At 75.1% G+C, this 25887-nt stretch carries 21 protein-coding genes and 1 pseudogene; 11 read left to right on the top strand and 11 right to left on the bottom strand.

What is annotated here, in order from left to right; genetic code table 11:
• Nucleotides 1–3: 3 nt before the first annotated feature.
• Nucleotides 4–1158, bottom strand: a complete 1155-nt coding sequence (locus JKP76_RS08495) for a glycosyltransferase family 1 protein (RefSeq protein ID WP_200490462.1) — start codon at nt 1156–1158, stop codon at nt 4–6.
• A gap of 142 nt (nt 1159–1300) precedes the next feature.
• Here JKP76_RS08495 and JKP76_RS08490 point away from each other — a divergent pair, with 142 nt between their 5' ends.
• Nucleotides 1301–2593, top strand: a complete 1293-nt coding sequence (locus JKP76_RS08490; RefSeq protein ID WP_200490461.1) for an acyltransferase — start codon at nt 1301–1303, stop codon at nt 2591–2593.
• Here the strand turns inward: JKP76_RS08490 and JKP76_RS08485 are convergent.
• Nucleotides 2590–3525 carry a glycosyltransferase gene (locus JKP76_RS08485; protein ID WP_309232890.1) on the bottom strand — a complete coding sequence of 312 codons (936 nt, stop codon included), beginning with the start codon at nt 3523–3525 and terminating at the stop codon, nt 2590–2592. The genes JKP76_RS08490 and JKP76_RS08485 overlap by 4 nt on opposite strands.
• 198 nt (nt 3526–3723) lie before the next feature.
• Between JKP76_RS08485 and JKP76_RS08480 the strand changes: the two genes are divergently transcribed.
• The 3 genes from JKP76_RS08480 (at nt 3724) to JKP76_RS08470 (ending at nt 6942) form a co-directional block, all read left to right on the top strand.
• Nucleotides 3724–4830: a glycosyltransferase family 1 protein gene (locus JKP76_RS08480; RefSeq protein ID WP_200490458.1), complete on the top strand. Its 1107-nt coding sequence runs from the start codon at nt 3724–3726 to the stop codon at nt 4828–4830.
• Between the two features lie 140 nt (nt 4831–4970).
• On the top strand, nt 4971–5951 hold the full coding sequence (locus JKP76_RS08475) for a GDP-mannose 4,6-dehydratase (protein ID WP_200490452.1): 981 nt from the start codon (nt 4971–4973) through the stop codon (nt 5949–5951).
• Between the two features lies 1 nt (nt 5952).
• Nucleotides 5953–6942, top strand: coding sequence for a GDP-mannose 4,6-dehydratase (locus tag JKP76_RS08470; protein ID WP_200490449.1), 990 nt, complete (start codon nt 5953–5955; stop codon nt 6940–6942).
• A gap of 75 nt (nt 6943–7017) precedes the next feature.
• On the opposite strand, the gene JKP76_RS08465 is transcribed toward JKP76_RS08470, so the two are convergent.
• The 5 genes from JKP76_RS08465 to JKP76_RS08445 are packed head-to-tail and all read right to left on the bottom strand — an operon-like array spanning nt 7018 to nt 11946.
• Entirely contained in the window at nt 7018–8469 is a 1452-nt protein-coding gene (locus JKP76_RS08465; protein WP_200490448.1) for a glycosyltransferase family 4 protein, read from the bottom strand.
• On the bottom strand, nt 8466–9671 hold the full coding sequence (locus JKP76_RS08460) for a glycosyltransferase family 4 protein (RefSeq protein WP_200490446.1): 1206 nt from the start codon (nt 9669–9671) through the stop codon (nt 8466–8468). Before JKP76_RS08460 ends, JKP76_RS08465 begins: the two co-directional genes overlap by 4 nt.
• Before the next feature lie 40 nt (nt 9672–9711).
• The gene (locus tag JKP76_RS08455) at nt 9712–10509 is read right to left on the bottom strand and encodes an ABC transporter ATP-binding protein (RefSeq protein ID WP_200490444.1); all 798 of its coding nucleotides are present in this window, start codon (nt 10507–10509) and stop codon (nt 9712–9714) included.
• Nucleotides 10427–10960: an ABC transporter ATP-binding protein gene (locus JKP76_RS08450; RefSeq protein WP_200490443.1), complete on the bottom strand. Its 534-nt coding sequence runs from the start codon at nt 10958–10960 to the stop codon at nt 10427–10429. The genes JKP76_RS08455 and JKP76_RS08450 overlap by 83 nt, the downstream gene beginning before the upstream one ends.
• A 5-nt stretch (nt 10961–10965) precedes the next feature.
• Nucleotides 10966–11946: an ABC transporter permease gene (locus JKP76_RS08445; RefSeq protein ID WP_200490441.1), complete on the bottom strand. Its 981-nt coding sequence runs from the start codon at nt 11944–11946 to the stop codon at nt 10966–10968.
• 188 nt (nt 11947–12134) lie between these two features.
• Here JKP76_RS08445 and JKP76_RS20660 point away from each other — a divergent pair, with 188 nt between their 5' ends.
• The 5 genes from JKP76_RS20660 (at nt 12135) to JKP76_RS08420 (ending at nt 18847) form a co-directional block, all read left to right on the top strand.
• A complete protein-coding gene (locus JKP76_RS20660; protein ID WP_200490439.1) occupies nt 12135–13154 on the top strand; it encodes a glycosyltransferase family 4 protein in 1020 nt (339 codons plus the stop codon).
• Complete coding sequence (locus JKP76_RS08435) at nt 13151–14062, top strand: hypothetical protein (RefSeq protein ID WP_200490437.1); 912 nt, start codon at nt 13151–13153, stop codon at nt 14060–14062. Before JKP76_RS20660 ends, JKP76_RS08435 begins: the two co-directional genes overlap by 4 nt.
• 480 nt (nt 14063–14542) lie before the next feature.
• The gene (locus JKP76_RS08430; RefSeq protein WP_200490435.1) at nt 14543–15382 is read left to right on the top strand and encodes a bifunctional 2-polyprenyl-6-hydroxyphenol methylase/3-demethylubiquinol 3-O-methyltransferase UbiG; all 840 of its coding nucleotides are present in this window, start codon (nt 14543–14545) and stop codon (nt 15380–15382) included.
• A gap of 29 nt (nt 15383–15411) precedes the next feature.
• Nucleotides 15412–17148 carry a hypothetical protein gene (locus tag JKP76_RS08425; RefSeq protein WP_200490433.1) on the top strand — a complete coding sequence of 579 codons (1737 nt, stop codon included), beginning with the start codon at nt 15412–15414 and terminating at the stop codon, nt 17146–17148.
• A gap of 178 nt (nt 17149–17326) precedes the next feature.
• Complete coding sequence (locus JKP76_RS08420) at nt 17327–18847, top strand: LCP family protein (RefSeq protein WP_200490431.1); 1521 nt, start codon at nt 17327–17329, stop codon at nt 18845–18847.
• 16 nt (nt 18848–18863) lie between these two features.
• Here JKP76_RS08420 and JKP76_RS08415 read toward each other — a convergent pair whose 3' ends face one another.
• From JKP76_RS08415 to JKP76_RS08400, 4 genes are read right to left on the bottom strand one after another with little or no spacing between them, the layout of a single operon-like run.
• A complete protein-coding gene (locus JKP76_RS08415) occupies nt 18864–19619 on the bottom strand; it encodes a decaprenylphospho-beta-D-erythro-pentofuranosid-2-ulose 2-reductase (RefSeq protein WP_200490428.1) in 756 nt (251 codons plus the stop codon).
• The gene (locus JKP76_RS08410) at nt 19616–20971 is read right to left on the bottom strand and encodes an FAD-binding oxidoreductase (protein ID WP_200490426.1); all 1356 of its coding nucleotides are present in this window, start codon (nt 20969–20971) and stop codon (nt 19616–19618) included. Before JKP76_RS08410 ends, JKP76_RS08415 begins: the two co-directional genes overlap by 4 nt.
• A complete protein-coding gene (locus JKP76_RS08405; RefSeq protein ID WP_200490424.1) occupies nt 20964–21950 on the bottom strand; it encodes a decaprenyl-phosphate phosphoribosyltransferase in 987 nt (328 codons plus the stop codon). Before JKP76_RS08405 ends, JKP76_RS08410 begins: the two co-directional genes overlap by 8 nt.
• Complete coding sequence (locus tag JKP76_RS08400) at nt 21947–22495, bottom strand: phosphatase PAP2 family protein (protein ID WP_200490422.1); 549 nt, start codon at nt 22493–22495, stop codon at nt 21947–21949. Before JKP76_RS08400 ends, JKP76_RS08405 begins: the two co-directional genes overlap by 4 nt.
• 91 nt (nt 22496–22586) lie before the next feature.
• Between JKP76_RS08400 and JKP76_RS08395 the strand changes: the two genes are divergently transcribed.
• The gene (locus JKP76_RS08395) at nt 22587–23387 is read left to right on the top strand and encodes a TIGR03089 family protein (RefSeq protein WP_200490420.1); all 801 of its coding nucleotides are present in this window, start codon (nt 22587–22589) and stop codon (nt 23385–23387) included.
• A 74-nt stretch (nt 23388–23461) separates the two neighbouring features.
• A pseudogene (locus JKP76_RS23980) lies at nt 23462–25459 on the top strand (arabinosyltransferase domain-containing protein); the annotation flags it as partial.
• Nucleotides 25460–25887: the final 428 nt, after the last annotated feature.

The following is a 25887-nucleotide window of genomic DNA, read 5'->3' as shown; positions in this document are numbered from 1 at the left end:
AGGTCACCCTACGTCGGGGCCGCGCCGTCCCCGGCGGGGTGCCGCGGCCGCCGCGTAGGCGTTCAGGTGCTGCTCCGCGCAGGCCCGCCAGGTGAATCCGGCGGCCCGCGCGACCGCCGCGGCCGAGAGCCGGGCGCGCTCGTCCGGGTCGGCCAGGAGCGCGCCGAGCCGGTCGCCGATCGCAGCGGCGTCGTACCCGGTGTAGGCCACGGCGTCGCCGCCGACCTCCGGCAGGGCCAGCGAGCGGGTGGTGAGCACCGGCGCTCCGCAGGCCATCGCCTCGAGCACCGGCAGCCCGAACCCCTCGGCCAGGCTCGGGTAGGCCAGCACCTCCGCGCCGCCCAGGAACCCGGCGAGCAGCTCCAGCGGCAGATAGCCCGGGCGCAGCACCTCCAGGTGGTCGGGCACGCGGGCGAGCACGTCGTCCACCCGCTCGTCCCAGCCGCGGCCACCGGCCAGCACCAGCGCGGGCGGGTCGGGCAGATCGGCGACGGCGCGCTGCCAGCCCTCGATCAGGGCGGGCACGTTCTTGCGCGGCTCGATCGTGCCGAGGAAGCCGACGTACCGGCCGGCGCGCAGCCCGAGGTGCTGCCGCGCCGCGGCCACCTCCTCGGCCGAGGGCACGTGGAAACGGGCGGCGTCCACGCCGTGGTGGGCGACCTCGACCTGGCCGTGCACGCCGCGGGCCACCCGGGCCAGCTCGTCGAGCGTCGCCCGCGAGGGCACGACGCAGCGGGCCGCCCGGCGCAGCGAGACCTCCGTCCACGCGCGGAAGAAGACCCGCTTGACCCGCTGGTGCACCTCGGGGTGGGTGAAGAAGGTGGCGTCGTGCAGCGTGGTCACCACGGGCAGCCGCGCGGCCAGCGGCATCGTGTAGTGCGGGCAGTGCAGCACCTCGGCGCCCACCTGCCGGGCCACCCGCGGCAGGCCGGCCTGCTCCCAGGCCAGCCGGGCGGGCCGGCGCGCGACGCCCTCGGGGGCGGTCACCACCCGCGCCCCGGGCACCAGCTCCCGGTAGAACGGCTCGTCGCGGACCTGGCAGACGACGGCGAGGTCGGCGCCCAGCTCGGCGAGCGCGGGCAGCAGCTGGTCGACGTACCGGCCGACGCCGCCCCGGTCGGCGGGCACCGCGGTGGCGTCGACGAGGACGCGCGGCATGCACCGGAGCCTAGCGGCGGGCGCCCGGCCCGCCCGCGCCACCGGGAGCGCGGCGGCCGCTGTGCCACGATGGATGCGCCCGGCCTCCGGCCCCCACCCCGTGCGAGCTGCCGCGGCCGCGCCCAGTCGAAGGAACTCCCGCATGCCCCAGCCCACCGGTGACGGTGCCGCGACGACGGCCCTCGAGGACGCCGCCGCCCCCGCCCCCACCGCGGCGGCACCGCGCGACGCGGCGACCACGCGGCAGGGCCGGCTGGAGTTCCTCGACGCGCTGCGCGGCATCGCGGCGCTGGTCGTGGCGGTGCAGCACCTGGGCGAGACGCAGTGGGTCGGGCTGCTGGGCTGGTCGCACCACTGGTTCCGGCTGGGCGAGTTCGGCGTCCTGGTCTTCTTCCTGTGCAGCGGCTTCATCATCCCGGCCTCCTTGGAGCGCCGGAACGACCTCGTGGAGTTCTGGATCGGCCGGTTCTTCCGGCTGTGGCCGCTCTACCTCGCCGTGGTCGCGGTGGCCCTGGGGGCGTGGGCCCTGTCCGACCGGATCGGCGCGCCCGAGGGCTACCGGGTCGTCGAGGACTCGCTGCTGAACACCACGATGCTACAGGTCTTCACCACCCGCCCGCTGGTCATCGGCGCTTCCTGGACGCTGGGCTACGAGCTGGTCTTCTACCTGCTGGTGTCGGTGCTCTTCCTGCTCGGCCTGCACCGCGCCTCGGCGACGACGGCCGTGGTGCTGCTGGTCTCCGCCCTCGCCCTCGGCGGCACGACGACGGTCTTCATGGTCCAGCGGCAGCCCGACCACTGGTGGACCTTCCCGGTCGCCGGCGCGCTGCTGCTCCTGGTCGCCGCCGCGCGGGTCCCGGGCCTGGCCCGGCAGATCGCACTCCTGGGCATGGGCGCGGTCGTGGTCGTGGCCCTGGCCAACCGCCCGCACGAGATGTACTTCTCGCTGCTCCTGCTGGGCTCGATGTTCGTCGGCACGGTGCTCTACCGGTGGACCGTCGGCCAGCTGAGCGGCCGGACCGCTGCCGGGGTCTACGGCCTCGGCGTGCTGGTGATCGTGCTGTGCCAGTACACCTGGCACGTCGGCTACCTGGAGCCGATCAGCGGCGAGACACCCAGCTGGCTCACCCAGACCGCCACCTTCCTGGGCGCCTACGCCGTCTTCGGCGCGGCGCTGCTGCTGCGCCGGTACCGCTGGCCGCGCCCCCTGGTCTACCTCGGGACGATCAGCTACTCGGTCTACCTGCTGCACGCGCTCGTGCTGCTGCTGGTGCTCCCGCCGGTGCCGGGTGGCCCGTGGGCGAACTTCGCGGCGCTGCTCGCGATCACCCTGGTCGCGTCGGCCCTGACGTACCGCTTCGTCGAGCGGCCCGGCATCGCGCTGGGCCGCCGCGTCGTCGCTGCCCGGCGCGAGCGCCTGGCCGCGCGCGGCTAGCTGCCCAGCTCCCGGTACAGCTCCCACAGCCGGGTCGCGGCCGCGGTCCAGGAGAACTCCGCGGCGCGGGCGAGGCCCCGCCGCACGAGGTCGCGGCGCAGCTCCTCCTCCCCCACCACCCGGGCCAGCGCGGCGGCCAGCGCGGCGGCGTCGCCGACCGGGGCCACCGCGGTCGCCCCGCCGCCGACCTCGACCAGCGCCGGGTCGTCGGAGGTCACCACCGGGACGCCGGCGGCCATGCCCTCCAGCGCCGGCAGCCCGAAGCCCTCCGCCCGGCTCGGGACGACCACCGCCGCGGCCCCGCGCAGCAGCGCGGCCAGGTCCGCGTCGGGGATCCGGCCCAGCGCGCGCACCCGGCCGGCCGGTAGGCCGGCCGCGGCCGCCATCCCGGCGAGGTCGACCCCGCCCCAGCCCGGCTGGCCGGCGACGAGCAGCGGGAGGTCGGGGGCGCCGGGCTCGCACAGGGCGGCGACCAGGACGTCGAGCCCCTTGCGCGGTTCGAGCGTCGCCGTCGTCATCAGGTACCCGCCGGACGCAACCCCGAGGGCGGCGAGCCGCTCGGCGGCGTCCGGCGGCGGCGCCAGGCGGCCGGAGACGCCCTCCCCCACCACGACGACGGGGCATCGCAGGTCGAGGTGCCCGCGCAACGCCCGGGCGACCGCCTCGGTGGGGACGACGACCGCGGCCGCCGACCGCGCCGCCCGCTCGCCCATCCGGCGGTGCCAGTGCGCGCCGCGCGGGGTGAGCGTCTCCGGGTGCGTCCACGGCACCGCGTCGTGCACCGTCACCACGACCGGCGGCCCACCACCCAGCGGCGCGAGCAGGGTCGGGGCGTGCAGCAGGTCGATGCCCCGCGGGCGCGGCAGCGCGGTGCGCTCCCACGCGGCGACCAGGGGGCGGCGCGGCAGCGGCAGCCGGCGCGGGCCGCGCACCCCGGGACGGCCGCCGCGGCGGGATCCCGGTGCCAGGCCGTCCAGCCGGCGACGTCGTCCTCCGGGGCGGCCGTGGCCGCCAGCGCCTCGGCGACCTCGGCGGCGTACCGCCCCGTCCCGCCGGGCACGGGGGCCAGCAGCTGCTCCACGACCACTCCGACCCGCACGCCCCGACCCTAGGTGCGCGACGATGCCGCGGTGCGAATCGGACTGGACGCCACCCCGCTGCTCGGCCCCCGCACCGGCGTCGGCCGGTACACCGGGGAGCTGGTGCGCGCCCTGGCCGCGGCGCCGGGCGACGAGGTCGTGGCGACCGCGTTCACGTTCCGCGGCACCGATCGGCTGCGCGAGCTGCTCCCGCCGTCGGTGGAGGTGCGGGCGCGGCGGATGCCGGCCCGCGTGCTGCGCGAGCTGTGGCGGCACGCCGAGGTCCCGCCGGTCTCCTGGTCCACGGGTCGGGTCGACCTCTTCCACGCCACCAACTTCGTGCTGCCGCCGGTGGGCCGGGCCACCGGCGTGGTGACCGTGCACGACCTGTCCTTCCTCCGCACCCGGGACGCCGTCGACGCCGCCTCGCTGGCCTACCGCGACCTGGTGCCGCGCAGCATCGACCGCGCCGCCGTCGTCGTGACGCCCAGCCGGGCGGTCGCCGACGAGGTCGTCGCCGAGTACGGCACCGACCCGGCCCGCGTCCTGGCCACCCCCCTCGGGGTCTCGCCGACCTGGCTCGGCACGGAGCGCCCGGATGCCGCCTGGCTGGCCGCCCGGGGCCTGCCCGCCGACTACGTCGTCGCCGTCGGCACGCTCGAACCGCGCAAGGGGCTGCAGACGCTGGTCGACGCCTTCGACCAGGTGCTGCGCGCCGACCCGACCGCCCCCCACCTCGTGCTGGTGGGCCCGGAGGGGTGGGGCGCGGCGCTGGACCTCAGCCGGCTGCCCGCCGGCACGGTGCACCTGACCGGCTTCCTCGACGACGAGGAGCTGCGCCGGGTGGTGGCCGGCAGCCGGGGCCTGGCGTTCCCGTCGCGGTACGAGGGCTTCGGGCTGCCGCCGCTGGAGGCCCTGGCCTGCGGCCGGCCGGTGGTGGTGAGCGACCTCCCGGTCATGCGCGAGGTGCTGGGCGGGCACGGGCGGTACGTGCCCGTCGGCGACGTCGACGCCCTGGCCGAGGCGCTGGCCGCGCTCCCGCTCGAGGAGCCCGGCGAGGTCGCGGCGGCCCGCCGGGAGCACGCGGCCACGTTCAGCTGGGCGACCTGCGCCGACCGCACCCGGGCCGCCTACGCGCTCGCCCGCTCGGCCGGCTGACCGGCCGTCGCCACTCGGGACCACGCCCGGCTGGGCTAATCTCCCCGGGTGCGTCGGAACGCCGGGCGTCCCGGCAGGGCACCGCTGGACCGCGCACCCGCCGGACCACCAACGCAGCATCACGCAACGAGGGGCGACGCATGCCAACGGCCTTGATCACCGGTGTCACCGGGCAGGACGGCCTCTACCTCGCCGAGCTCCTGCTCGGCAAGGGCTACACCGTCTACGGCCTGGTCCGGGGCCAGAACAACCCCAAGGTCGAGCTGGTGCAGCGGATCCCGGGGCTCAAGCTGCTGTTCGGCGACCTGACCGACCTCTCCAGCCTGCTGCGCGCCGTGCACGCGGCGCAGCCGGACGAGATCTACAACCTCGGCGCGATCTCCTTCGTCGCGTACTCGTGGGAGAACGCCCACCTGACGTCGGACGTCACCGGCAAGGGCGTGCTCAACATGCTCGAGGCCACCCGGCTGTACTGCGGCGACGACCCCGCCAAGGTGCGCTTCTACCAGGCGTCCAGCTCGGAGATGTTCGGCAAGGTGCAGCAGGTCCCGCAGTCCGAGGAGACGCTGCTCTGGCCGCGGTCGCCCTACGGCGTGGCCAAGGTCTTCGGCCACTACATGACCATCAACTACCGCGAGTCCTACGGGATGCACGCCTCCTCCGGCATCCTGTTCAACCACGAGTCGCCGCGCCGCGGGCCGGAGTTCGTCACCCGCAAGGTCACCCGGGCGGTCGCCCGCATCTCCCTGGGGCTGCAGCAGAACATCGAGCTGGGCAACCTGGACGCCCGCCGCGACTGGGGGTTCGCCGGCGACTACGTCGAGGCGATGTGGCTGATGCTGCAGCAGGAGCAGGCCGACGACTACGTCATCTCCACCGGCGAGACCCACTCCATCCGGGAGCTGCTGGACGTCGCCTTCCGGCACGTCGGCATCGACGACTGGTCCTCCTACGTGGTGCAGAACCCCGCCTTCATGCGGCCGGCCGAGGTCGACCTGCTCATCGGCGACGCCTCCAAGGCCCGGGCCGCCCTCGGCTGGGAGCCGAAGGTGGGCTTCGAGCAGCTCATCACGATGATGGTCGACTCGGACCTCGACGAGCAGCGCAGCCTGGCCGGCTGACGTGGCCACCGCTCTGGTCACCGGCCTGGCCGGTCAGGACGGCGGCTACCTCGCGGAGCAGCTCGTCGCGGCCGGCCACGTCGTCCACGGCGTCGTCTCCCCCGCGCACGACCCCGCGGGGGTGCCGGAGCACCTGCGCGCCCTCGGGGACTCCCTCGTCGTCCACGAGGCCGACCTCCGCGACCTCCCCGCGCTGACCGCGCTGGTCGACGAGGTCTCACCCGACCGGCTGTTCAACCTGGCCGGCATGTCCAGCGTCGCCGCGTCCTGGGAGGACCCGGTCGGCGCCCTGGAGGTCAACGCCCGCCCCGTCCTCGGCCTGCTGGAGCACCTGTTCCAGCGCACCGAGCGCGGCGCGGCGCCGACCCGGTTCGTGCAGGCCTCCAGCGCCGAGGTCTTCGCCGGCTCGGGCCGGACGCCGATCGACGAGGCGTGCCCGGTCTCCGCCGTGAACCCCTACGGCGCGGCCAAGGCGTTCGCCCACCAGGCCGTGGGGATGTACCGGCAGCGCGGGCTGCACGCCAGCTCGCTGGTGCTGTTCAACCACGAGTCGCCGCGCCGCCCGCACCGCTTCGTCACCCGGAAGATCACCGCCGGGGTCGCGGCCATCGCCGCGGGCCGGGCGGACCGGCTGACGCTGGGCAACCTGGCGGTGCACCGCGACTGGGGCTGGGCGCCGGACTACACGCGGGCGATGGTGCTCGCGGCGGACGCGGAGACCCCCGACGACTACGTCGTGGCCACCGGCGAGTCGCACAGCCTGTTCGACCTCGTGGAGACCGCGTTCGCCCAGGTCGGCATCGCCGACTGGCGGCCCTACGTCGTCTCCGACGCGGCGCTGGTCCGCCCGGCCGACGCCGAGGTGCTGGTCGGCGACTCGACCCGGCTGCGGACGCGGCTGGGCTGGGCGCCGACGGTCGACTTCGCCGGGATGGTCGCCGCCATGGTCGCCGCGGACGTCGCGGAGCCGGCAGCGGACCAGCCGGCCTGACGCTGCGGGCCCGGAACTGACACGGCGCTCCGGCCCGCCTCCGCGGAGGAGGGCCGGAGCGCCGCGCCGGACGGGTCAGCTGCCGGCGGCCTCCGCGCCACGGCCGTCACGGGCCTCGACCCCACGGGTCTCGACCTCACGGACCTGGGCCGCGCGGGCCTCGGCCTCGAGGGCCCGGATCGTGGCGGCCTGGAGCTCGTTGACCCGGGCCAGCAGCGGGTCGACCTGGAACGCCGTCGCCTTGCGCAGGACCCGCTTCACCAGCCGCACCGACCGGCGGCCGTGGTTGGTGTCCGGCGGGCCGAGGTAGGGCAGCCGGCGCAGCGGCGCCGAGCGCTGGGCGACCTCGGCGGCCGAGGAGGCGGACCCGGCGCGGGTGCCGGCCGCGCCGGACCGGGTGAGCGAGGGCCGGGTCGAGGCCCGCTCCCGCACCCGCTCCTGCAGCCCGGTGCGCAGGTCGCCGCCCTCGGGCAGCACCTCCTCGGTCCAGCTGGCGGTGGCGGGGACGTGCTCCAGCGGGAGGCGCTCGATCATCGCGGCGCGCAGCTCGGCGTCGTCGTCCACGAGCCGGACGTCCGCCCGGGCCGCCGCCTGCTCGGCCAGTCCGCCGACCCGGGTGGCGATGACCGGCCGGTCGAACAGGGCGGCCCGCTCCATGACCCCCGACGACCAGATGGCCCGGTAGGGCAGCACCACGACGTCGGCGGCGACGATCCAGCGGTCGAAGAGCTCGTCGCTCACGTAGCCCAGGTGCACCGTGGCGCCGTCCACGCCCTCGGCGAGCTCGACGAGGTCGCTGGCGTACCGGACCATGTCCGGCTCGTCGGTCCGGACCGAGCCGACGACGTCGAGCCGGGCGCCGGCGACCGCGAGCCCGTCGAAGGCCTCGACCGCCCGGTCGAAGCCCTTGGACGGCTGGACGAAGCCGATCGCCAGGAAGACGAAGGCATCGGGCTCGATGTCCAGGGAGGCGCGGGCGGCCGCCCGATCCAGGTGCGTGTGCGGGCGGAAGTCCGCCCCGTGCGCGATCAGCTCGACCTTGGCGGGGTCCACGCCGAAGTCGGCGATGAAGGCGTCCCGCTCGGAGGCGGTGTGCACCTTGATCGACTCCGGCAGGTGCCACAGCCGGCGGGCCACCTGGCCGTCGGGACGGCGGGGGTCGCCGAACCGGCCGTCGATCTCGTGCACCACGACCTCGAGCCGGCGGGCGAGGGCGAAGGGCACCATCAGCGCGGCGCTCTCGACCATGCGGGCCTTCGCCCGGCCCGGCTCGGTGTAGAAGAAGTCGGGGTGGAACTGGACAATCACCCGGTCGTAGTCCCGGATCCGCTTGGCCAGCGCCAGGGCACCGCGCGGGCCGCGCAGGTCCAGGTGGTGGTGGGCGGCGCTCGGGCCGGGCGAGAGCACCTCGACGTCGAGGCCCTCGCGGCGCAGCGCGCGCACCGTCTGCAGGGCGTAGGAGGCGATGCCGTCCCGCACCGGGGGGTACGGGGAGATCATCAGCACCCGCTCGCGCGGTGCCGTCACGGCGCCGTCGTCCATTCCACGAGTCCCTTCTCGACGCCGTCGAGCATCTGCTCCCAGGTGTAGTGCTCGAGCACGTAGTCGCGCCCGCCCTTCGCCAGCCGGCGGGCCAGCTCCGGCGCCTCGGCCACCAGGCGCAGGCACTCGACGAACTCGGCCTCGTCGTCGTAGACCAGCCCGGCTCCGGAGCGCTCGCAGTGCCAGCGCACGACGTCGCTGCCGCCGTTGGCGATGACCGGGGTGCCGGCCAGCCAGGCCTCCATGACCGTGCGCGAGAACGCCTCGTACCGGCTGGACTGGATGTAGACCTCGGCCGCGGCGAAGGCGTTGTCCCGCTCCGCGTCGGGCAGGAAGCCCAGGTCGAACACCTTGCCCTCCAGCGACGCCGGCGGGTGGACCTCGCCCGAGCCGAACGTGACCAGCGACAGCGGCAGGCCGCCCTCGACCGCGCGGCCGAACGCGGCGAGCATGTCCTCCCAGCCCTTGGCGCCCTCGCGCCGGCCCGCGTAGAGCACGAAGCGGTCGGGCAGCCCGTACCGCTCCTTGAACCCCGCGGCGTCGTAGCTCTCCGGGATCTCCACCCCGCAGCCGACGACGGAGTGCGGCGCCAGCTTCGGCGACACCCGGTGGGCCAGCTCGTGCTCGGGCTCGGTCATGAACAGCAGCCCGGCGATGCCGGACAGGACCGGCGCGAAGAGGTCGAGGTAGGCGGCCGGCTCGTCGTGCAGGCAGGCCAGCAGCACGCTCTTGTCCGGCAGCAGCTGGCTGCCGGCGTAGGCGGGCCAGAACATGTAGGGCGCGAAGACCAGCGCCCGGTACTCGTCGCCGTGGTCGAGCAGGTGGTGGTACATCTCCGGCGAGCGCATGTTGGCGTTCATCCACCGCTGCTGCTCGACCAGCCCGAGCGGCTGACCGGTGGCGACGGCGTGGTTGAGCCAGCCGCGCTCGGCGTCGTCGTCGAAGACGGCGGGGAACCGGCGGACCGCCAGCCCCTGCTCGACCGACTCCCCCGCCGGCAGGACGTTCTCCCAGCCGAAGTGGTCCAGCGCGCAGGTGGTCAGGACCTCGACGTCCCAGCCGCGGTCACGCAGCCGCCTGCCCATCTCGGCGAGCACGATCTCGGCGCCGCCGACCATCCCCTCGCCGAACCGGGCGGGCACGAGGCCGATCCGTCCCCGGCGGTCCGGAGCCCCCGTCGAGCTCATGTCGTCCCCCTTCGATCGGTGCTCTGCTGCGGCCGGCACGTCAGCGCTCACCGGCCACGCTGTCCAGCGGCACGCCGCCCCGCGGCACGGCCCGGTCGGCGACCCGGTACCCCGGGGCCAGGTGCACCGCACCGTCCTCGTAGGCGTCGGTGACCACGCGGAACGTCGCCACCCGGTTGACCCGGTGGTAGACGGTGCGGTTCCCCGTCGAGGCCACGGCGACGCTCACCTGGTAGACGCCCTCGGACAGCGGCACCTCCGGGAACTCCACGGTGACCTCCTCGGGGCCGCCGCTCAGCTCGGGCAGGGTGAAGCCCTGCATGTCGCTGTTGGCGCCCCAGACCACCTGGCCGCCGCTGTCCTCGACCGCGACGCCGACGATCCAGTCGTCCAGCCGGCTGCCCGGGTCGACGCGGAAGCGCACCTGCAGCCCCGCGCCGGAGGGCAGCGTGCGCACCGGCCGGCCGTCGGAGTCGGCGACCGAGACCTCGGAGATCGTCACCCGGCGGGTGCCCTGGGCGGCGAGGTCGACGTTCTTCTCCTCCTCCGCCTCCTCCGCGGCCTGGTTCAGGTCGCGGAAGGCGCGGACCGCCTCGGTGGGCGTCCCGTCGACGACCTGCCGGCCGTGGTCGAGCAGGACGGCGCGGTCGCACAGCTGGCGCACCTGGTCCAGGCTGTGGCTGACGAAGACGATCGTGCGGCCCTCGCGCTGGAAGCGCCGGATGCGGTCCAGGCACTTGCGCTGGAAGGGCTCGTCACCGACCGAGAGCACCTCGTCGACCAGCAGGATCTCCGGGTCCACGTGCACGGCCACGGCGAAGGCCAGCCGCACGTACATTGCCGCTGGAGTAGAACTTCACCTGGGTGTCGATGAAGCTCTCGATCCCGGAGAAGTCGACGATCTCGTCGAAGTAGGCGTCGGTCTGCTTGCGGGTGAGCCCGAGGATCGCGGCGTTGAGGTAGACGTTCTCGCGGCCGGTGAGGTCGCCGTGGAACCCGGCGCCGAGCTCGAGCAGCGCCGCCAGCCGGCCCCGCCGCTCGACGTAGCCCGTGGTCGGCGTGAGGATCCCGCCGATGATCTTGAGCAGGGTGCTCTTGCCGGAGCCGTTGTGCCCGATCAGGCCGGTGGTGCTGCCCGAGGCGAAGGTCACGTCGATGTCGCGCAGCGCCCAGAACTCCTCGGCGTTCTCGCGGGACCGCCGCGCGTTGACGAGGCGCTCCTTGAGCGACTTGTCCTTGCGCAGCGCGAACTGCTTGGAGACGCCGCTGACGCGGATGACGTCGGTCATGGGGGTCAGAGCTCCTGGGCGAAGTTGCCCTGGGAGCGGGCGAAGACCCGCTGGGCGAACCAGACGAAGACGGCGCCGAAGGCGATTATCACACCGAGACGCAGGTACAGGTTGCCGTCGTAGTAGAAGGCCGCTCCGGCCTCGGTCTGCCCACCGGGCCACAGCGCCCGCTGGAAGGCCAGCACGACGTTGGCCATCGGGTTGGCCAGGTAGACCTGGAACAGCCACGCGAGGTCGTTGTCGACGGTGAGCGTGGTCCGGACCTTGGTCCAGTCGTAGACGATCGGCGTCATCCAGAACCACAGCAGCAGGCCGACCTCGACCAGGTGCGTGACGTCGCGGAGGAAGACGTTGCTGGCGGCGAGCAGCAGGCCCAGGCCGACGGAGAAGAGCACCAGGGCCAGGAGCGCGAGCGGGACCAGCCCGAGGTCCCCCACGGACGGGAAGTTCCAGGTCGCGACGTAGGCGAGGACGAGGATGACCGCCTGCAGCAGCACGTTGACCAGCGCCGCACCCACGACCGCCAGCGGGAAGAGCTCGCGCGGGAAGTACACCTTCTTCACCAGGCCCGCGTTGCCGACGATCGAGCCGGTGCAGCCGCCGATGATGTCGGTGAACAGCGTCCAGGCCAGCAGCCCGGTGAACAGGTAGATGCCGAAGTCGGGGATGACCCGCCCCGAGCCGAGGAAGACGCCGATCGCCACCGCGTAGACCAGCAGGTACAGCAGGGGGCGCAGCAGGGTCCACAGGAAGCCCAGGACGCTGTCCTTGTACTTGACCTTCAGCTCTTTGCGGATCAGCTGGCCGAGCAGCTCCCGGTAGGCCCAGACGTCCCGGACGGTCGGGCCGAACCCCCGCCAGAAGGAGACCGGCTGGTTCACCCGCTCCATCGGCTGGTCCTCGAGGGGCACCTCGCCGGCACCGGCGGCGGGCCCCACGGTCCGCGTTCCCGCGGGCGGGGTGGCACCCCGAAGCTGTCCTGGCATGGCAGCGATCGTACGTACCGGTCCCTCTCGGTTCGCCTTCCCGAGGCCGACCGCGGCGAGGTGAGGGATGCACCACGGAACAGCCCGCCCACCGTCCCCGCTCGTCCCGCGGGCCACAGCCGGCACCGGTTAGGGTTCCCCGTCGGGACGAGAAGCGGGGGACGCCCCCGGGTGCGGAGGGCGGTCACGTGGACATCGTCGTGTGCGGGGCGCAGAAGCCCTTCGTCCGCGGAGGCGCCGAGCAGCACCAGGAGAACCTGGTCGCGGCCCTCGAGGCGGCCGGGCACCGCGTCGACCTCGTGCGCCTGCCGGTGGCCTGGGAGAAGGGCCGGCTCTTCGACTCCCCGCTGGCCTGGCGCATGGTCCCGATCGACGCCGACCTCGTCATCGCCACCAACTTCCCGTCCTACTTCGTGCAGCACCCGAACAAGGTCGTCTGGCTGCTGCACCAGCACCGCGGCGCCTACGACGGGTTCGAGGCCGGCGCCTCCTGGTCGGACTTCGACTGGGACGACGTCAGCCTCGAGGAGCAGCGGCTGATGACCGAGTGGGACATCGCCGCGCTGTCCGAGGCGCAGAAGGTCTTCAGCAACTCCGGCGTCGTCAGCCGGCGGCTGGCCCGCTTCAACGGCCTGGACAGCACGCCGCTGGCCCACCCTCCGCCGCTGCACGACGTCCTGCACCCGGGCGGGTTCGGCGACTACGTGCTCTCGGTGCAGCGCCAGGAGGCCAACAAGCGCCCGCAGCTGCTGGTCGAGGCGATGACCCGGGTGGCCGCGCCGACCCGCGCGGTCATGGCCGGCCGCGGCGAGCTGCTCGAGCAGCTGCGCGGGCAGGTCGCCGGCGCCGGGCTGTCCGGCCGGGTCGAGCTGCCCGGCTTCGTGGCCGACGACGAGCTGGTGGAGCTCTACGCCGGGGCGCTCGCCGTCGTCTACGTGCCCGAGGACGAGGACTACGGCTACACCACGCTCCAGGCGTTCTACGCCGGCAAGCCGGTCATCTGCGCGGCCGACTCCGGCGCGGTGCTCGACTGGGTCGAGGACGGCGTCACCGGGCTGGTCTGCGACGGCACCCCCGACGGCCTCGCCGCCGCCGTCCGGCGGCTGGCCGAGGACCCCGGGCTCGCCCAGCGGCTCGGGGCGGCGGGCCGGGAGCGCGTCGCCGGCCTGTCCTGGGCCGACGTCGTGGCCCGGCTCACGGCACCGTGACCGCCCCCGTCCGCCTGGCCGTGCACATCGGCCGGGACGTGCCCGACGGCCTCAACGCGGTGCTCTCCGCGCTCCCGCCGGGCGTGCAGCCGGTGGCGGCGTCCGAGCGCGAGGCGCTGCCCGAGGGCGTGGTGGCGCACCTCTACTGCAGCGACGTCCGCCCCCGGCGGCCGGTGGCGCCGTACGCGGTCTGGTGGATGGCCGGCGAGGACGCCGCACCGGCGGCCGGAGCCGGCGTCCCGGTCCTCGCCGACGCAGGGCACGGCCGGCCCGACGACCTGCAGGTGTCCCTGCGCGCCTGGCCCGAGCACGCCCGGCCGGTCCTGCCGTTCACCCGCGCCGGCCTACGCCGGGTGCGCGAGCTGCCCGCGCGGCTGGTCGGCGAGTCCCGGTCCGACGGCGTCTCCTGGGGCGTCCCCGGGGAGCAACCGGCCGTCGCGGCGCGCGACACCTGGCCCACGCTGGCCGCACTGGCCTCCGCCGTCGTCGCCACCGGCGAGGACCTGTGGACCGCCCTGGCCTGGGCCGCCCCCGCCGTCACCGACGCCGCGAGCGCCCGCCTGCTCGGTCTCACCCCGGGCGAGGACGTGCTGGTCGACGACGACCCCGCCGTCCGGACCCGGCTCGCGGCCGGGCTCGCCGACGACGAGCTCCGGGCCGCCGGCCTCGCCCGCCGCGGTTGGCAGGCCGCCTGCTGCCGGCGCCCGGCCGCGGTGGCCGCGGAGCTGTGCCGCCGCCTCGGCGTCCGCCCGCCGGCCCACAGCACCGTGTCAGGCTTGACCGCGGCCATGGACGAGCTGGGCACCCCGCCGCACAGCCTCGTCCGCCGGCGCGCCCGGGCGGCGACCGCCGGGCTGCCGGGCGCCGTCACCTCCGGCTGGCGACCGGACCGAGAGGAGCACCCGTGAGCACCCCCGACCCGACCAGTGCCGAGGCCGTCGAGCGGCTGCGCGGCGCCGGCGTCCCGGCCGAGCAGCCGGCGGCTCCCCCGGAGCCGTCCCCGGAGCCGCGCCGGTGGGGGCAGGTCGCGACCCGCGTGGCCGGCCGCGGTCGACGCGCCGCGGCCGGGCTGGCCCGGCGCGGGCTGGCTCCCGTGGTCCGCCGCGCCGAGGCCCGGGTGGGGCAGCGGGTGCACCGGATGGTCGTCGACGTCCTCGACGGGGATCCGGCGCTGGCCCAGGTGCGGGAGGTCGCCGACCGCGGCGGGCTGGATCCGCAGCGCATCCGCGAGCGCGACGACACCGTGCACAGCGCGCACGTGAACCTGGAGCTGCTCAAGGGCGAGCTGCGGCACGTCCAGAGCACCCTCGACGAGCTCGGCATGGCGTTCGCGCCCGGCACCGGGCTGGCCGGCTGCGGGCGCCCGCTACGCCGAGCTGCGCGAGTCGGTGTACGCGCTGGAGCGCCGGCTGCGGACCGCCGGCACCACCTCTCCCCCGCCGTCGTCGCCGGGCACCGCCGCCGCGGACCTGCCGCCGCGCCCCCGGCCGGCCGACGGCGACGCCCCCGTTCTCTCCTCGACGCTGTTCGACTACGTGGGCTTCGAGCGGCGGTTCCGGGGCGACCCGGACGCCATCCTGCACACCCTGGTCGACCGCTACGCCGAGCTGCTCTCGGACCACCAGCCCGTCGTGGACGTCGGCTGCGGCCGCGGCGAGCTGCTGGGGATGCTCGCCGAACGCGGGATCGAGGTCATCGGGATCGAGCCCGACCCGGGGATGGCCGCCGAGGCGCGCGCCCGCGGCATCACCGTGCACGAGGAGCTGGCCGGCGACTGGCTGCGCTCGGTCCCGGACGGCTCGCTGGGCGCGATCATCACCACCCACGTCCTCGAGCACCTCGAGCTCGACGACATGATCGAGCTGCTGGAGCTCGCGGTGGTGAAGCTCGGCCCCGACTCGGTCTTCATCAGCGAGACGCCCAACCCCGCCTCGCTCATCGTCCTGGGCAACTCCTACCTGCTGGACCCGACGCACGTCCGCCCGCTGCACCCGAGCCTGCTGGCCTTCCTCTGCGAGAAGGCCGGCTTCCGGGACGTCCGGCTGCGCTTCTACAGCCCGGCGGAGGACTACCACCTGCCGATGACCGAGCTGGGCGAGGACGCCCCGGAGTGGGCCCGCGAGCTCGCCGGGTCGGTGAACAAGGGCTTCGGCGTGCTCAACGAGGTGCTCTTCGGCCCCCAGGACTACGCGGTGATCGCCCGGACGCCGCCGGCCCCGTCGAACTGACCGCGCACCGCAGCGCCGAGGACGGACCCGTGGCTCCCGAGCGCTCGACGGCAGCCGCCGCACCGGCCCGCACCGCCGGACCGCCCCCTCGCGGGGGGCGGTCCGCGCGGTGGGCGGTCCTGGTGGCGGCGCTGGCCGTCGTCGCCGCCTTCGGCATCGGCGTCCTCCGGGTGCTGGGCGGCGTCGACGACGCGTTCCGCTTCGACGGCGACCAGGCGCTGACCGGCCTGTCGGTGCACGAGGCGAGCACCCTCGAGCGGGAGCTCGGGCCCTACTCGCGCTACGGCTGGTCGCACCCCGGCCCGCTGTGGTTCTACCTGCTGGCGCCGCCGATGCGGCTGTTCGGCGGGGACGACGTCGCGCTGATGGCCGCCGGCGTGCTGGTCAACGGGCTGCTGGCGCTCGCCGTCGTGCTCGCCGTCCACCGCCTGGGGCGGCCGCTGCTCACCCTCGCGACCGCGGGCGCCGTACTGGCCTTCGTGCTGCGCATGCCGGCCGAGATGTTCGTCGACGTGTGGAGCCCCTACGCGCTGCTGCTCGGGACGCTGCTCTTCCTCGTGCTCGCCGCCCGGGTGCACACCGGCACCTGGCCCGCCCTGCTGGCGATGCTGCTCAGCGGCAGCTTCCTCGCCCAGACGCACGTCGGGACCGCGCCGCTGGTCGGGCTCGTGGTCCTCACCGCCGGCGCCTCGTTCGTCCTCGCCCGCCGCGCCCGGCGGACGACGGCACCCGCGACCGACGTCGATGCCGATGCCGATGCCGATGCCGATGCCTCGTCCCGGGTCCGGTCCACCCGCTGGACCGTCGGCCTGGGCGCGCTCCTGGTGGCGGTGTGGGTCCCCCCGGTCCTCGAGCAGCTGACCTCGCCGCTCCGCGAGGGGAACCTCGTCCGGCTGGTCAGCTTCTTCGTCAACCACGAGGAGCCCGGCGGCCGGCCATCGCCCGCGCAGGCCCTGATCGCCGTGGGCCGCATGCTCTCGATGACGCCCTACGACCGGGACCCCGGACCGTGGGAGATGGACGTCAGCAGCCTCCCGCTGTCCGTGGCACTCGTCCTGGCCGTCCAGGTGCTGGCCGCGGTCGCCCTGGTGGTGCTGGGCCGGCGCTGGGGCTCGCCCGCCGGCACGTGGTGGGGCGCGGTCCTCTGCGCCGCCCTGGCGGCGGCCTTCCTCGCCGCCGTCACCGTCACCGGCGTCCTCTACTGGTACCTCGTCCTCTGGGTCGCGGCGCTGCCCGTGGCGACGGCGGTCGGCGCGATGCACCTGCTGCACGACCGGTTCGCCGCCCGCGGTGAAGGCGGCGCGGGCCGCCGGCTCGACCTGGCGCGCACCTCCGTCCTGGTGCCCGTCGCCGTCGTCGTGGTGGCCGGGTCGGTGGTGGCCGGGGTGTCGCTCGGGCGGGCGGCCGTGGGGCTGCCGTCGGCCTACGGCGTCGTCGGGGCCACGGCCCTGGTCGACGACGCGCTGGAAGGCACCGGCACCCGCGCGGTGCACGTGGAGATCGCCACGCCGGAGGTGTGGCCGGTCGCGGCCGGCGTCGTCAACGGGCTGGTCGCCGAGGGCGTCGACGTCACGGTCGACCGGCGCTCGGTGGAGCTCTTCGGTGCCGACCGGGTCGGCCCCGGCGACGAGGACGTGGCCCTGGTGTTCGCGGCCACCGGGTCGCGCGAGCACGAGCAGACCCTCGGGAACGCGGGCACCACCGACCTCGGCTCCGTGGAGACGGAGGAGGGGCCGACGTCGGTCCTGCTGCGCGTCCGCGGGTAGCGGGACGGGTGGGGCGTCCGGGAACGGAGCGGTCTCGTGGGTCCGCGGCGGCGGAGGTCACATCGGCGTCACTCCCCGGTTCGGGCCGTTCCCGGACCTACCCTGGGAGGCCTGCGCCGCGGGACCTCGGCTCCCGGACAGCTCCACCCGAGCCGGCCCGCCCGACGTGAGGACGTGCATGACGGACAACGGCGACCGCCCCCTCCCCGCCCGGCTCGACCCGCGCGCGGGCGCGCCGTCGCGGCGCGAGCGCCGGGCGGACGCCCGGGCCGGGCGCGGCGGTGCCGGGCGCCGGCGCGCGGTCGTCGCGGGCCGGGTCGCCACCGCGGTGGTCTCGGCGGCGCTGCTCGCCGGCAGCGGCTGGGGCTGGTACCTCGGTCAGGTCGCCGACGCGAGCATGAACCGCACCGACGCCATCCCGGACACCGGCAACGAGGGCAACGGCGACGCGATGAACCTGCTGCTCGTCGGCAGCGACAGCCGGGCCAGCGCCAGCGAGGAGGAGCTGGCCCAGCTCAACACCGAGGCCAACGACGGCGTCAACACCGACACGATGATCCTGGTGCACGTGCCGGCCGACGGGTCGAAGGCGTCCTTCGTCTCCTTCCCGCGCGACTCGTTCGTCGAGATCCCCGGCTACGGCAAGCACAAGCTGAACTCCGCCTACGCCTACGGCTACTACCAGGAGGCCGGCGACGACGCGTCGGACGCCGAGCGCCAGGCGGCCGGGGCCCAGCTGCTGATCCAGACGATCAGCGGGGTCACCGGGCTGTCGATCGACCACTACGCGGAGGTCGACCTGCTCGGCTTCTTCAAGCTCTCCGAGGTCGTCGGCGGCGTCGAGGTGAACCTCTGCGCCCCGGTCAAGGAGGCCAACTCCGGCGTCGACCTGCCCGCGGGTGTGCAGACGATCCAGGGCGAGCAGGCGCTCTCCTTCGTCCGGCAGCGCTACGACCTGCCCCGCGGCGACCTGGACCGGATCGTCCGCCAGCAGACCTTCATGGCCGGGATGATCCGCAAGATGCTGTCGGACAACGTGCTGCTCGACCTCGGCAAGCAGCGCCGGCTGGTCGAGGCCGCCGCCGACTCGCTCACCGTCGACGAGGACCTCAAGCTGCTCGATCTGGCCGCCCAGATGCAGTCGGTGACGCCGGACAGCATCCAGTTCCAGACGGTGCCCAACGTCGGCACCGACCGCGACCCCGAGGCGGGCTCGATCGTCCGGCTGGCCGACCAGAAGGCGCTGCGCGCGTTCTTCGCCGACCTCTCCGCCGAGCCGGAGCCGGCGCCGGGCACCACCCCGCCGCCGCCCGCCGACGCGCCCGATCCCGTCCCGGCCTCGGAGGTCTCCGTCGCCGTCTACAACGGTTCGGGCACCTCGGGCCTGGCCGCCTCCACCAAGACCGAGCTGGAGGAGCAGGGCTTCCCCGTCACCACCACCGGCAACGCGGACAGCCGCGACTACGAGGCCACCGAGATCCGCTACGCCGCCGGCGACGAGCAGCTCGCCGCCACGCTGGCCGCGGCCGTCCCGGGCGCGGTCCTCGTCGCCTCCGACGAGCCCAGCCGCGGGACCGTCCACCTGGTCCTGGGCTCGGACTTCAACGGCGTCGGCGTGCCGGTGACCGCGCCGGAGCCGACCGAGGCCGCCGCGCCCGAGGACCAGCGCACCGCCGCGGACACCGGCTGCATCAACTGAGGCAGCCGCCGCCCGGCTAGAAGGGCAGCCGCCGGAAGACCGCGCGCGGGGTGTGCCGCAGCCCGCTCATGACCACGCGCATCGCGCCGGGAATCCAGACGGTGTGCCGGCCCTTCCGGACGCCGGTGACGATCGCCTCGGCGACCGCCTCCGGGGTCGTGGACAGCGGCGCGTCGGGCAGCCCCTCGGTCATCTTGGACCGGACGAAGCCCGGCCGGACGACCAGCACGGAGACGCCGGTGCCGACGAGGGAGTCGGCCAGGCCGGAGAAGAAGGCGTCGACGCCGGCCTTGGTCGAGCCGTACACGTAGTTGGACCGGCGGGCCCGCTCCCCCGCGACCGAGGACAGCGCCACGATCGCCCCGTGCCCCTGGGTGCGCATCCGGTTGGCGAGCACGGTGCCGACGACGACCGGTGCCACGTAGTTCACCCGGCCCAGCGCGGCCGCAGCGGCGGGGTCGCCGGCGAGCTGCTCCTGGTCGCCGAGCTGGCCGAAGGCGATGACGGCGACGTCGATGTCGCCGCCCGCGGCCGCGGCCGCCACCACGCGCTCGGGCGCGGCCTCGTCGTCGGCGTCGAAGTCGACGACCTCCACCTCGGCGCCCGCGGTGCGCAGCTCGTCGGCCACCGCGGCCCGGCGCGGGGTGTCCCGGGCCGCGACGACGACGCGCAGCGGCCGCTCCTGCAGGTACCGCTTCGCGGTGGCGACGGCGATGTCGGACGTGCCACCGACGAGCAGCAGCGAGCCGGGCGAACCCAGGGCGTCGATCACAGGGAGAGCCTCCTGGCCAGGTCGGACGTGAAGACGCCGTCGGGGTCGACCCGGCGGCGGACAGCGCGGAAGTCCTCGAGCCGCGGGTACATCGTCGCGAACGTCTCCGGGCGCACCCGGGAGTCCTTGGCCAGGTAGGTCCGCCCCTCGGCGGCGACGACGACCTCGTCGAGGGAGTCCAGCAGCCCGGCCAGCCCCTTCATGACGGGGATGTCCAGCGCCAGGGTCCAGCCCGGCGACGGGTAGGAGAGCATGCCGGGGTTGCCCGGGCCGAAGCGCTTGAGCACCGCGAGGAACGACGCCGTCCCGAAGGCGCTGAGCCGGTCGAGGATCTCCCGCATGGCCTCCTCCTGCCCGAACGGGACGGTGACCTGGTACTGCACGAAGCCCCGCGGGCCGTAGATGCGGTTCCAGCCCCCGACCGCGTCGAGCGGGTGGAAGAAGGTCGGGATGCTCTGCAGCTGGTCGCGCTTGCGCTTCGGGGCCTTCCGGTACCAGACCTCGTTGAAGGCGGCGACGGTCGCGAGGTTGAGCAGCCCGGGCGGGAAGACGTCGGGGACCTTCACCTTGATCGAGCCGTGGTACTTCAGCGGGTCGGCGCGGTGCTTGGCGGGCAGCTCGTCGAGCGTGGCGAACCGGCCGCGGGTCACCACCGAGCGGCCCATCCGCTTGCCCTTGGCCAGGGTGTCGATCCAGGCCACCGAGTACTCGTAGAGGTGGTCGGTCTCGCTCAGCAGCGTCATGAGCGAATCGAGGTCGGGCGTGCGGTCGGTGTCGACCAGGCAGCGCGAGGACTCGATCTTCTTCATCTGCACCTGCGCGCGCAGGATGACCCCGGTCAGGCCCATGCCGCCGGCGGTGGCCCAGAACAGGTCCGGGTCCTGCTCGGGGCTCACCCGGTGCACCTGGCCGTCGGCGGTGAGCAGGTCCAGCCAGCGGACGTGCTGGGCGAAGCTGCCCGCGACGTGGTGGTTCTTGCCGTGGATGTCGGCGCCGATCGCGCCGCCGACGGTCACCAACCGCGTCCCGGGTGTGACCGGGACGAAGAAGCCCTCGGGCACGAAGCGGTTCATCAGCTCGTCGAGCGAGATGCCGGCCTCGACGTCGACCAGCCCGGTCTCCGGGTCGAAGGCGAGCACCTGGTCGGCCGTGGTCATGTCGAGCACGTGCCCGCCGGCGTTCTGCGCCGCGTCGCCGTAGCTGCGCCCCAGGCCGCGCGGCACCACGCCCCGGCCGCCGGCGGCGGCCCGGGCCAGGACGGCGCGCACCTCGGCGTCGCCGTGCACCGGGGTGAGGACGGCGGGCGTGGGCGCGGTGCGCCCCCACCCGTTGAGCAGCGTCGTCTCAGACATCGAAGACTCCCAACGCCATGGTCACGACCCACAGCACACCGAGGAAGAGCAGGACGCGGTCGCGCAGGACGATCTCCTCGGGCGCGCCGGCGGCACCCCGGTCGACGTCCACGGCGTACCGCAGGATCGCCATCACGAACGGGGCGATCGAGATCGTCGACCACGGGACGCCGTCCTGGGTCTCCCCCATCTCGAAGGCCCACAGGCTGTAGGCGGTGACGGCCACGCCGGCGGACAGGCTCCAGACGAAGCGCAGGTAGCTGGGCGAGTACTCCTTGAGCGTCTTGCGCGTCGCGGCGGCGTCGCCGACCAGGACGAGCTCGGAGTACCGCTTGCCGGCCACCATGAACAGCGAGCCGAAGGCGGCCACCAGCAGGAACCACTGCGAGAGCAGCAGGCCGGCCGCGACACCGCCGGCGATGCCGCGCAGCAGGAACCCCGAGGCGACGACGGCGAGGTCGATCACCGGCTGGTTCTTGAGGAACACGCAGTAGGCGAGCTGGATGACCACGTAGCTGCCCAGGACGAAGGCCAGCTCGGGGCGGGTCAGCAGCGCGGCGGCGGTCAGCGCGACGACGAGCAGCACGGCGGCCATCGCCAGCGCCAGCCAGCGCGGCACGATGCCGGCGGCGATCGGCCGGAACCGCTTGCGCGGGTGCCGCCGGTCCTCCTCGACGTCGATCGTGTCGTTGACCAGGTAGACGGCGGAGGCCGAGAGGCAGAAGAGCAGGAAGGCGACAGCGGTCGGCCGCATCACCTCGGCGTTGAAGATCTCACCGGCGGCCAGGGGCGCGGCCAGCACGAGCACGTTCTTGACCCACTGGCGGGGGCGCAGCGCCCGGACCAGCCCCCACGCGAAGGTGCCGCGGAAGCCCGGCAGGCGCGGGGCGAGCGGCGCCGGGTGCGCGGAGCCCCCGGCCGCCGGGGCCGGCGGCTCCTCGGCGGGCGGAGCGGTGCTCGACTGGGGGTGCACGGTCATGACTGCCTGCCTGCGTCTCTCTGCACGGGGTGGCGGAGCATGCGGCGCCGCACGACCGTGGCCACACCGGCCCCGAGCGCCGCGCCCGAGACCACGTCCGTCGGGTAGTGAACGCCCAGCAGCACCCGCGAGACCAGCATGACGGCGGTCACCGCCACCATCGGAGGACGGCCCACCACCGGCCCGAAGCCCACGGCGGCCGCGGCGGTGGAGCAGCTGTGCGCGCTGGGGAAGGACAGCCGGCTCGGCGTCCCGACCAGGGCCGGCACGTCCTCGAGGGAGGGGCGCACCCGGCGCACCACGCGCTTGACGACGACGCCGGCCGCGTGCGCGGCGACGACGCCCACGACGCCGGCGGCCCACTCGTCCTGGCGGCGGCCGGAGGCCCAGCCGGCGGCGCCGAGCGCCAGCCAGCCCAGGGCGTGCTCGCCGAAGTGCGAGAGCCCGCGGGCCACCGGCACCGCGGGCGTCCCGCCCAGCGCGCGGCGGGTCGAGCGGAGCACCGCGTGGTCCATCCGGGTCAGGGCAGCGCTCGGTGCGGTCATCGGCTCCCGACTCTAGACGGGCCGCACCCCCCTCGCGGGGCGACGCCGGGGCGGACCGCCCGGTCCCCACCGCGCCTGACACCCTGGTGCCGTGCCCACCTCCCCGGCCGACCTGCTCGCCGCCGCGCTGCGCCGCTCCCCGGCCACGCCGCTGCTGACCGCCTACGACGACGCGACCGACGAGCGGGTGGAGCTCTCCGCCGCGACGCTGGCCAACTGGGTGGCCAAGACGGCCAACCTGCTGCAGGACGAATGCGACGTCGGCCCCGGCGGCACCGTCGCGCTGGCGTTGCCGGTGCACTGGCAGACCGCCGCGGTGCTGCTGGCCACCTGGAGCTGCGGCGCTGCGGTGCTCGACACGGCGCTCGAGGACGAGGGCCGGGCGGTCGGCGCCGACGTGGTGCTCGCCGCGCAGGACCGCCTCCCCGCCGTGCAGGAGGCGCTGGGCGAGGCGGCGACCGAGCTGTGGGGGCTGTCCCTGCACCCGCTCGGGCTGGGCATGACCGGCTACACCGGCCCCGCCCGCGACTTCGCGGCCGAGGTCCGGGTGCACGGCGACGTCTTCTTCCCGCACCAGCAGCCCGACCCCGACGACCCGGGGCTGCTCGTCGGCGAGGCCGCGCTGACCCTCGGCAGCCTGACCGCGGCCGCCGGGGAGCTGGCCGGCCGGCTCGGGCTCGGGGAGGGCGACCGCGTGCTGGTCGACGACCGCACCGCGGAGGAGGCCGGGCCGGTCGCCTGGCTGCTCGCGCCCCTCGCCGCGGGGGCCTCGCTGGTCCTCTGCCGCAACGCCGACCCCGACCGGCTCGCGGCGCGGGCGGCGACCGAACGGGTCACCGCAACCCTCGGGTTGCGGGTCGACGGAGTCCGGCAGCTCGGTCGCCCGGGCTGACCGGGACTCCGAGGAGGAATCCCTACACTCCCCCGCGTGACGTCCCCCGCGGCCCGGCCCCCCGCCCGCGGCGCATGAGCGCCTCCCCCGCGACGACGGACCCCGCTACCCCGACCGATCCGGACGCCGGCGCGGCCGCGGGCGGCCGCCGGGACCCCCGCCGGGTGCTCGCCTGGGCGCTCGCCGCCCTCGCCCTCGTGCTCGCGGTGGCGCTGCCCCTGGCACCGGTGCGGGTGGACACCCCCGAGGTGCAGTGGCCGCTGGACCCCGCGGATCCGCAGTCGACCGTCGCCCTGTTCATGCCCTACCGGCCGATCGACGTGCGGGCCGAGATCCCCTGCGCGGCCGTCACCGCCCTGGCCGAGCGCCAGGAGCCGGGTGCGGCGCGGGGCGTGCTGCTCGCGACGACGCTGCGCGACTCCGAGCGGGGCACCGCGCGCGGGCTGCGCGCGTCGGTCACCGGCACGAACATGCGGATCATCTCCTCGGGCGAGGAGCTGTGGAGCGGCGACGTCCCGGACTCCGCTGACTGCACGTTCGTCATCGCGGCCCTCCAGTCCGGCACCACCGTGACCCTCGAGCAGCCCGGCGCCGAGCCGGAGCTGCTCGGCGAGCGGCCGGGCCTCGGCGTCCCCGAGATCACCGCGTTCACCACCGACCTCACCGCCGCCGACGGCGCGTCGCCCTCGGTCACCGCGCACCCGGACGCCCGGTTCCAGACCTCGCCCACGACGCTGAAGACGGCGCTCGTCGTCGGGCACGTCGCCGCGCTGCTCGGCTGCCTGTGGCTGCTCTGGCGGGCCGGCCCCGCGCCGTCCCGCCGGCACCGCGAGCCGCTGCCCCCGCTGGTCGGGCCGCCGGCCGACCGGAGCGGCCGGCTGTGGGGGCTGCTGGCCGACGCCGGCGTCGTCGTCACCCTGGTCGTGTGGACCCTCATCGGGTTCATCAACACCGACGACTACTACTACAGCGCCGAGGCGCGCACGCTGGACTCCGCGGGTTACGTCGGCAACCAGTTCCGTTTCTTCAACGTCCCCGAGATCCCCTTCGTCCTGCACCAGACCCTGCTGGCGCCGCTGACGGAGCTCTCCACCCAGCCGCTGGTGCTGCGGCTGCCCTCCCTGGCGGCGGGCCTCGCGGTGTGGTGGCTGCTCAGCCGCCAGCTCGTGCCGCTGCTGGTCGACCGGCCGCACCCCGCGCTGCGCGTCGTGGCGGGCCTGGCCCTGCTCGCCTGGTGGCTGCCCTGGAACATCGGCGCCCGGCCCGAGTTCCTCATCACCCTCGCCTGGGCGGGCACGCTGGCGCTGGCGCTGCAGGCGATCCGCCGGGAGCGGGTGTGGCTGCTCGGCGTGGCCGCGCTGATCGCCGGCACCGCGGTGACCATCACCGCCTCGGGGCTGGCGTGCGCGGCCACCCTCGTCGTGCTGCTCCCCCGCCTGTGGCCGCTGTTGCGCCGTTCGGCGCTGGGGCTGTGGGCGACGCTGGCCCTGCTGGTGGCCTCGGCGAGCGCGGCCTCGACGATCGTCTTCTCCGACGCGACCCTGGCCACCGCGACCACCGCCCTCCGGGTGCACCGCGAGGTCGGGCCGGTGCAGCCCTGGTACAAGGAGGTGCTGCGCTACTACTACCTGACCATGGGCCCGGAACTGGCCCAGCGGACGTTCACCCGCCAGCTGGTGGTCCTGCTGACCCTCGCCCTGCTGGTCGGTGTCACGGCGGTTCTCACGCGGGTCACCCGCCACTCGACGAGGCGCGTCACGTGGGCGGTGCCGGCGCTGGCCTACGTCGCGGCCAACCTGACCTTCTTCCTCTCCCCCACCAAGTGGACCCACCACTTCGGTGCGCTGGCGGCCCCGGGGGCGCTGCTGCTCACCGTGGCCGTCGCGGTGCTCGTGCGCCGCCGACCCGACCGCTGGGCGTCCCTGGCGCTCACCGTCGGTCTCGCGCTGACCGTCGCGCTCGCCTTCCACGCGGGCAACCACCCGGTGGAGTACTCGGGCTACCGGGTCGTCCGGGACCTCCCGGCAGTGCTGGGGAACCCGGCGGCGTGGCTGCTCGGCGCCCTCGCCGTCGTCGGAGCCCTCTGGTGGTACCGGCGCCGCGCCGCCTCGCCCGGCGAGGTCTCCGGCAGGCCCTGGCCCGAGGCGCCGATCAGCATCGCGGTGGCGGCGCTGGCCGCGTCGGTCATGGTGCTCACGGCGAGCGGCGCGGCGGCCAACATCCTGCTGCGCAACACCTGGTCGATGGCCGGGGACACCACCTCGGCGCTGATCGGGGACCCGGGATGCGGTCTGGCCGACGACGCCGTGGCCCTGACCGGGACGGGACGGCTGCCGGTGGCCGACGTGGGCGGGCAGGCCTCACCCCCGGCCGACGACGACGCCTCCCCGGCCAACGGCTCCGGCGACCGGCTCGTGGTCCCGCAGGGCGCCGAGCGGTGGACCACCCGCGACGACGACGCGGTCGACCGGACCACGGAGGTGGTCACGCCCTGGTTCGA

Source organism: Blastococcus sp. TML/C7B, from assembly GCF_016612845.1.
Taxonomy (GTDB): Bacteria; Actinomycetota; Actinomycetes; order Mycobacteriales; family Geodermatophilaceae; genus Blastococcus.
This window is presented reverse-complemented; position numbering and strand designations above follow the sequence as displayed.

Bases quoted from the DNA above. Each gene is read 5' to 3' on its own strand.
- JKP76_RS08495 (WP_200490462.1), bottom strand. From the start codon at position 1,158: ATGCCGCGCGTCCTCGTCGACGCCACCGCGGTGCCCGCCGACCGGGGC.
- JKP76_RS08490 (WP_200490461.1), top strand. From the start codon at position 1,301: ATGCCCCAGCCCACCGGTGACGGTGCCGCGACGACGGCCCTCGAGGAC.
- JKP76_RS08475 (WP_200490452.1), top strand. From the start codon at position 4,971: ATGCCAACGGCCTTGATCACCGGTGTCACCGGGCAGGACGGCCTCTAC.
- JKP76_RS08460 (WP_200490446.1), bottom strand. From the start codon at position 9,671: ATGAGCTCGACGGGGGCTCCGGACCGCCGGGGACGGATCGGCCTCGTG.
- JKP76_RS08455 (WP_200490444.1), bottom strand. From the start codon at position 10,509: ATGTACGTGCGGCTGGCCTTCGCCGTGGCCGTGCACGTGGACCCGGAG.
- JKP76_RS08450 (WP_200490443.1), bottom strand. From the start codon at position 10,960: ATGACCGACGTCATCCGCGTCAGCGGCGTCTCCAAGCAGTTCGCGCTG.
- JKP76_RS08445 (WP_200490441.1), bottom strand. From the start codon at position 11,946: ATGCCAGGACAGCTTCGGGGTGCCACCCCGCCCGCGGGAACGCGGACC.
- JKP76_RS08420 (WP_200490431.1), top strand. From the start codon at position 17,327: ATGACGGACAACGGCGACCGCCCCCTCCCCGCCCGGCTCGACCCGCGC.
- JKP76_RS08410 (WP_200490426.1), bottom strand. From the start codon at position 20,971: ATGTCTGAGACGACGCTGCTCAACGGGTGGGGGCGCACCGCGCCCACG.
- JKP76_RS08405 (WP_200490424.1), bottom strand. From the start codon at position 21,950: ATGACCGTGCACCCCCAGTCGAGCACCGCTCCGCCCGCCGAGGAGCCG.
- JKP76_RS08400 (WP_200490422.1), bottom strand. From the start codon at position 22,495: ATGACCGCACCGAGCGCTGCCCTGACCCGGATGGACCACGCGGTGCTC.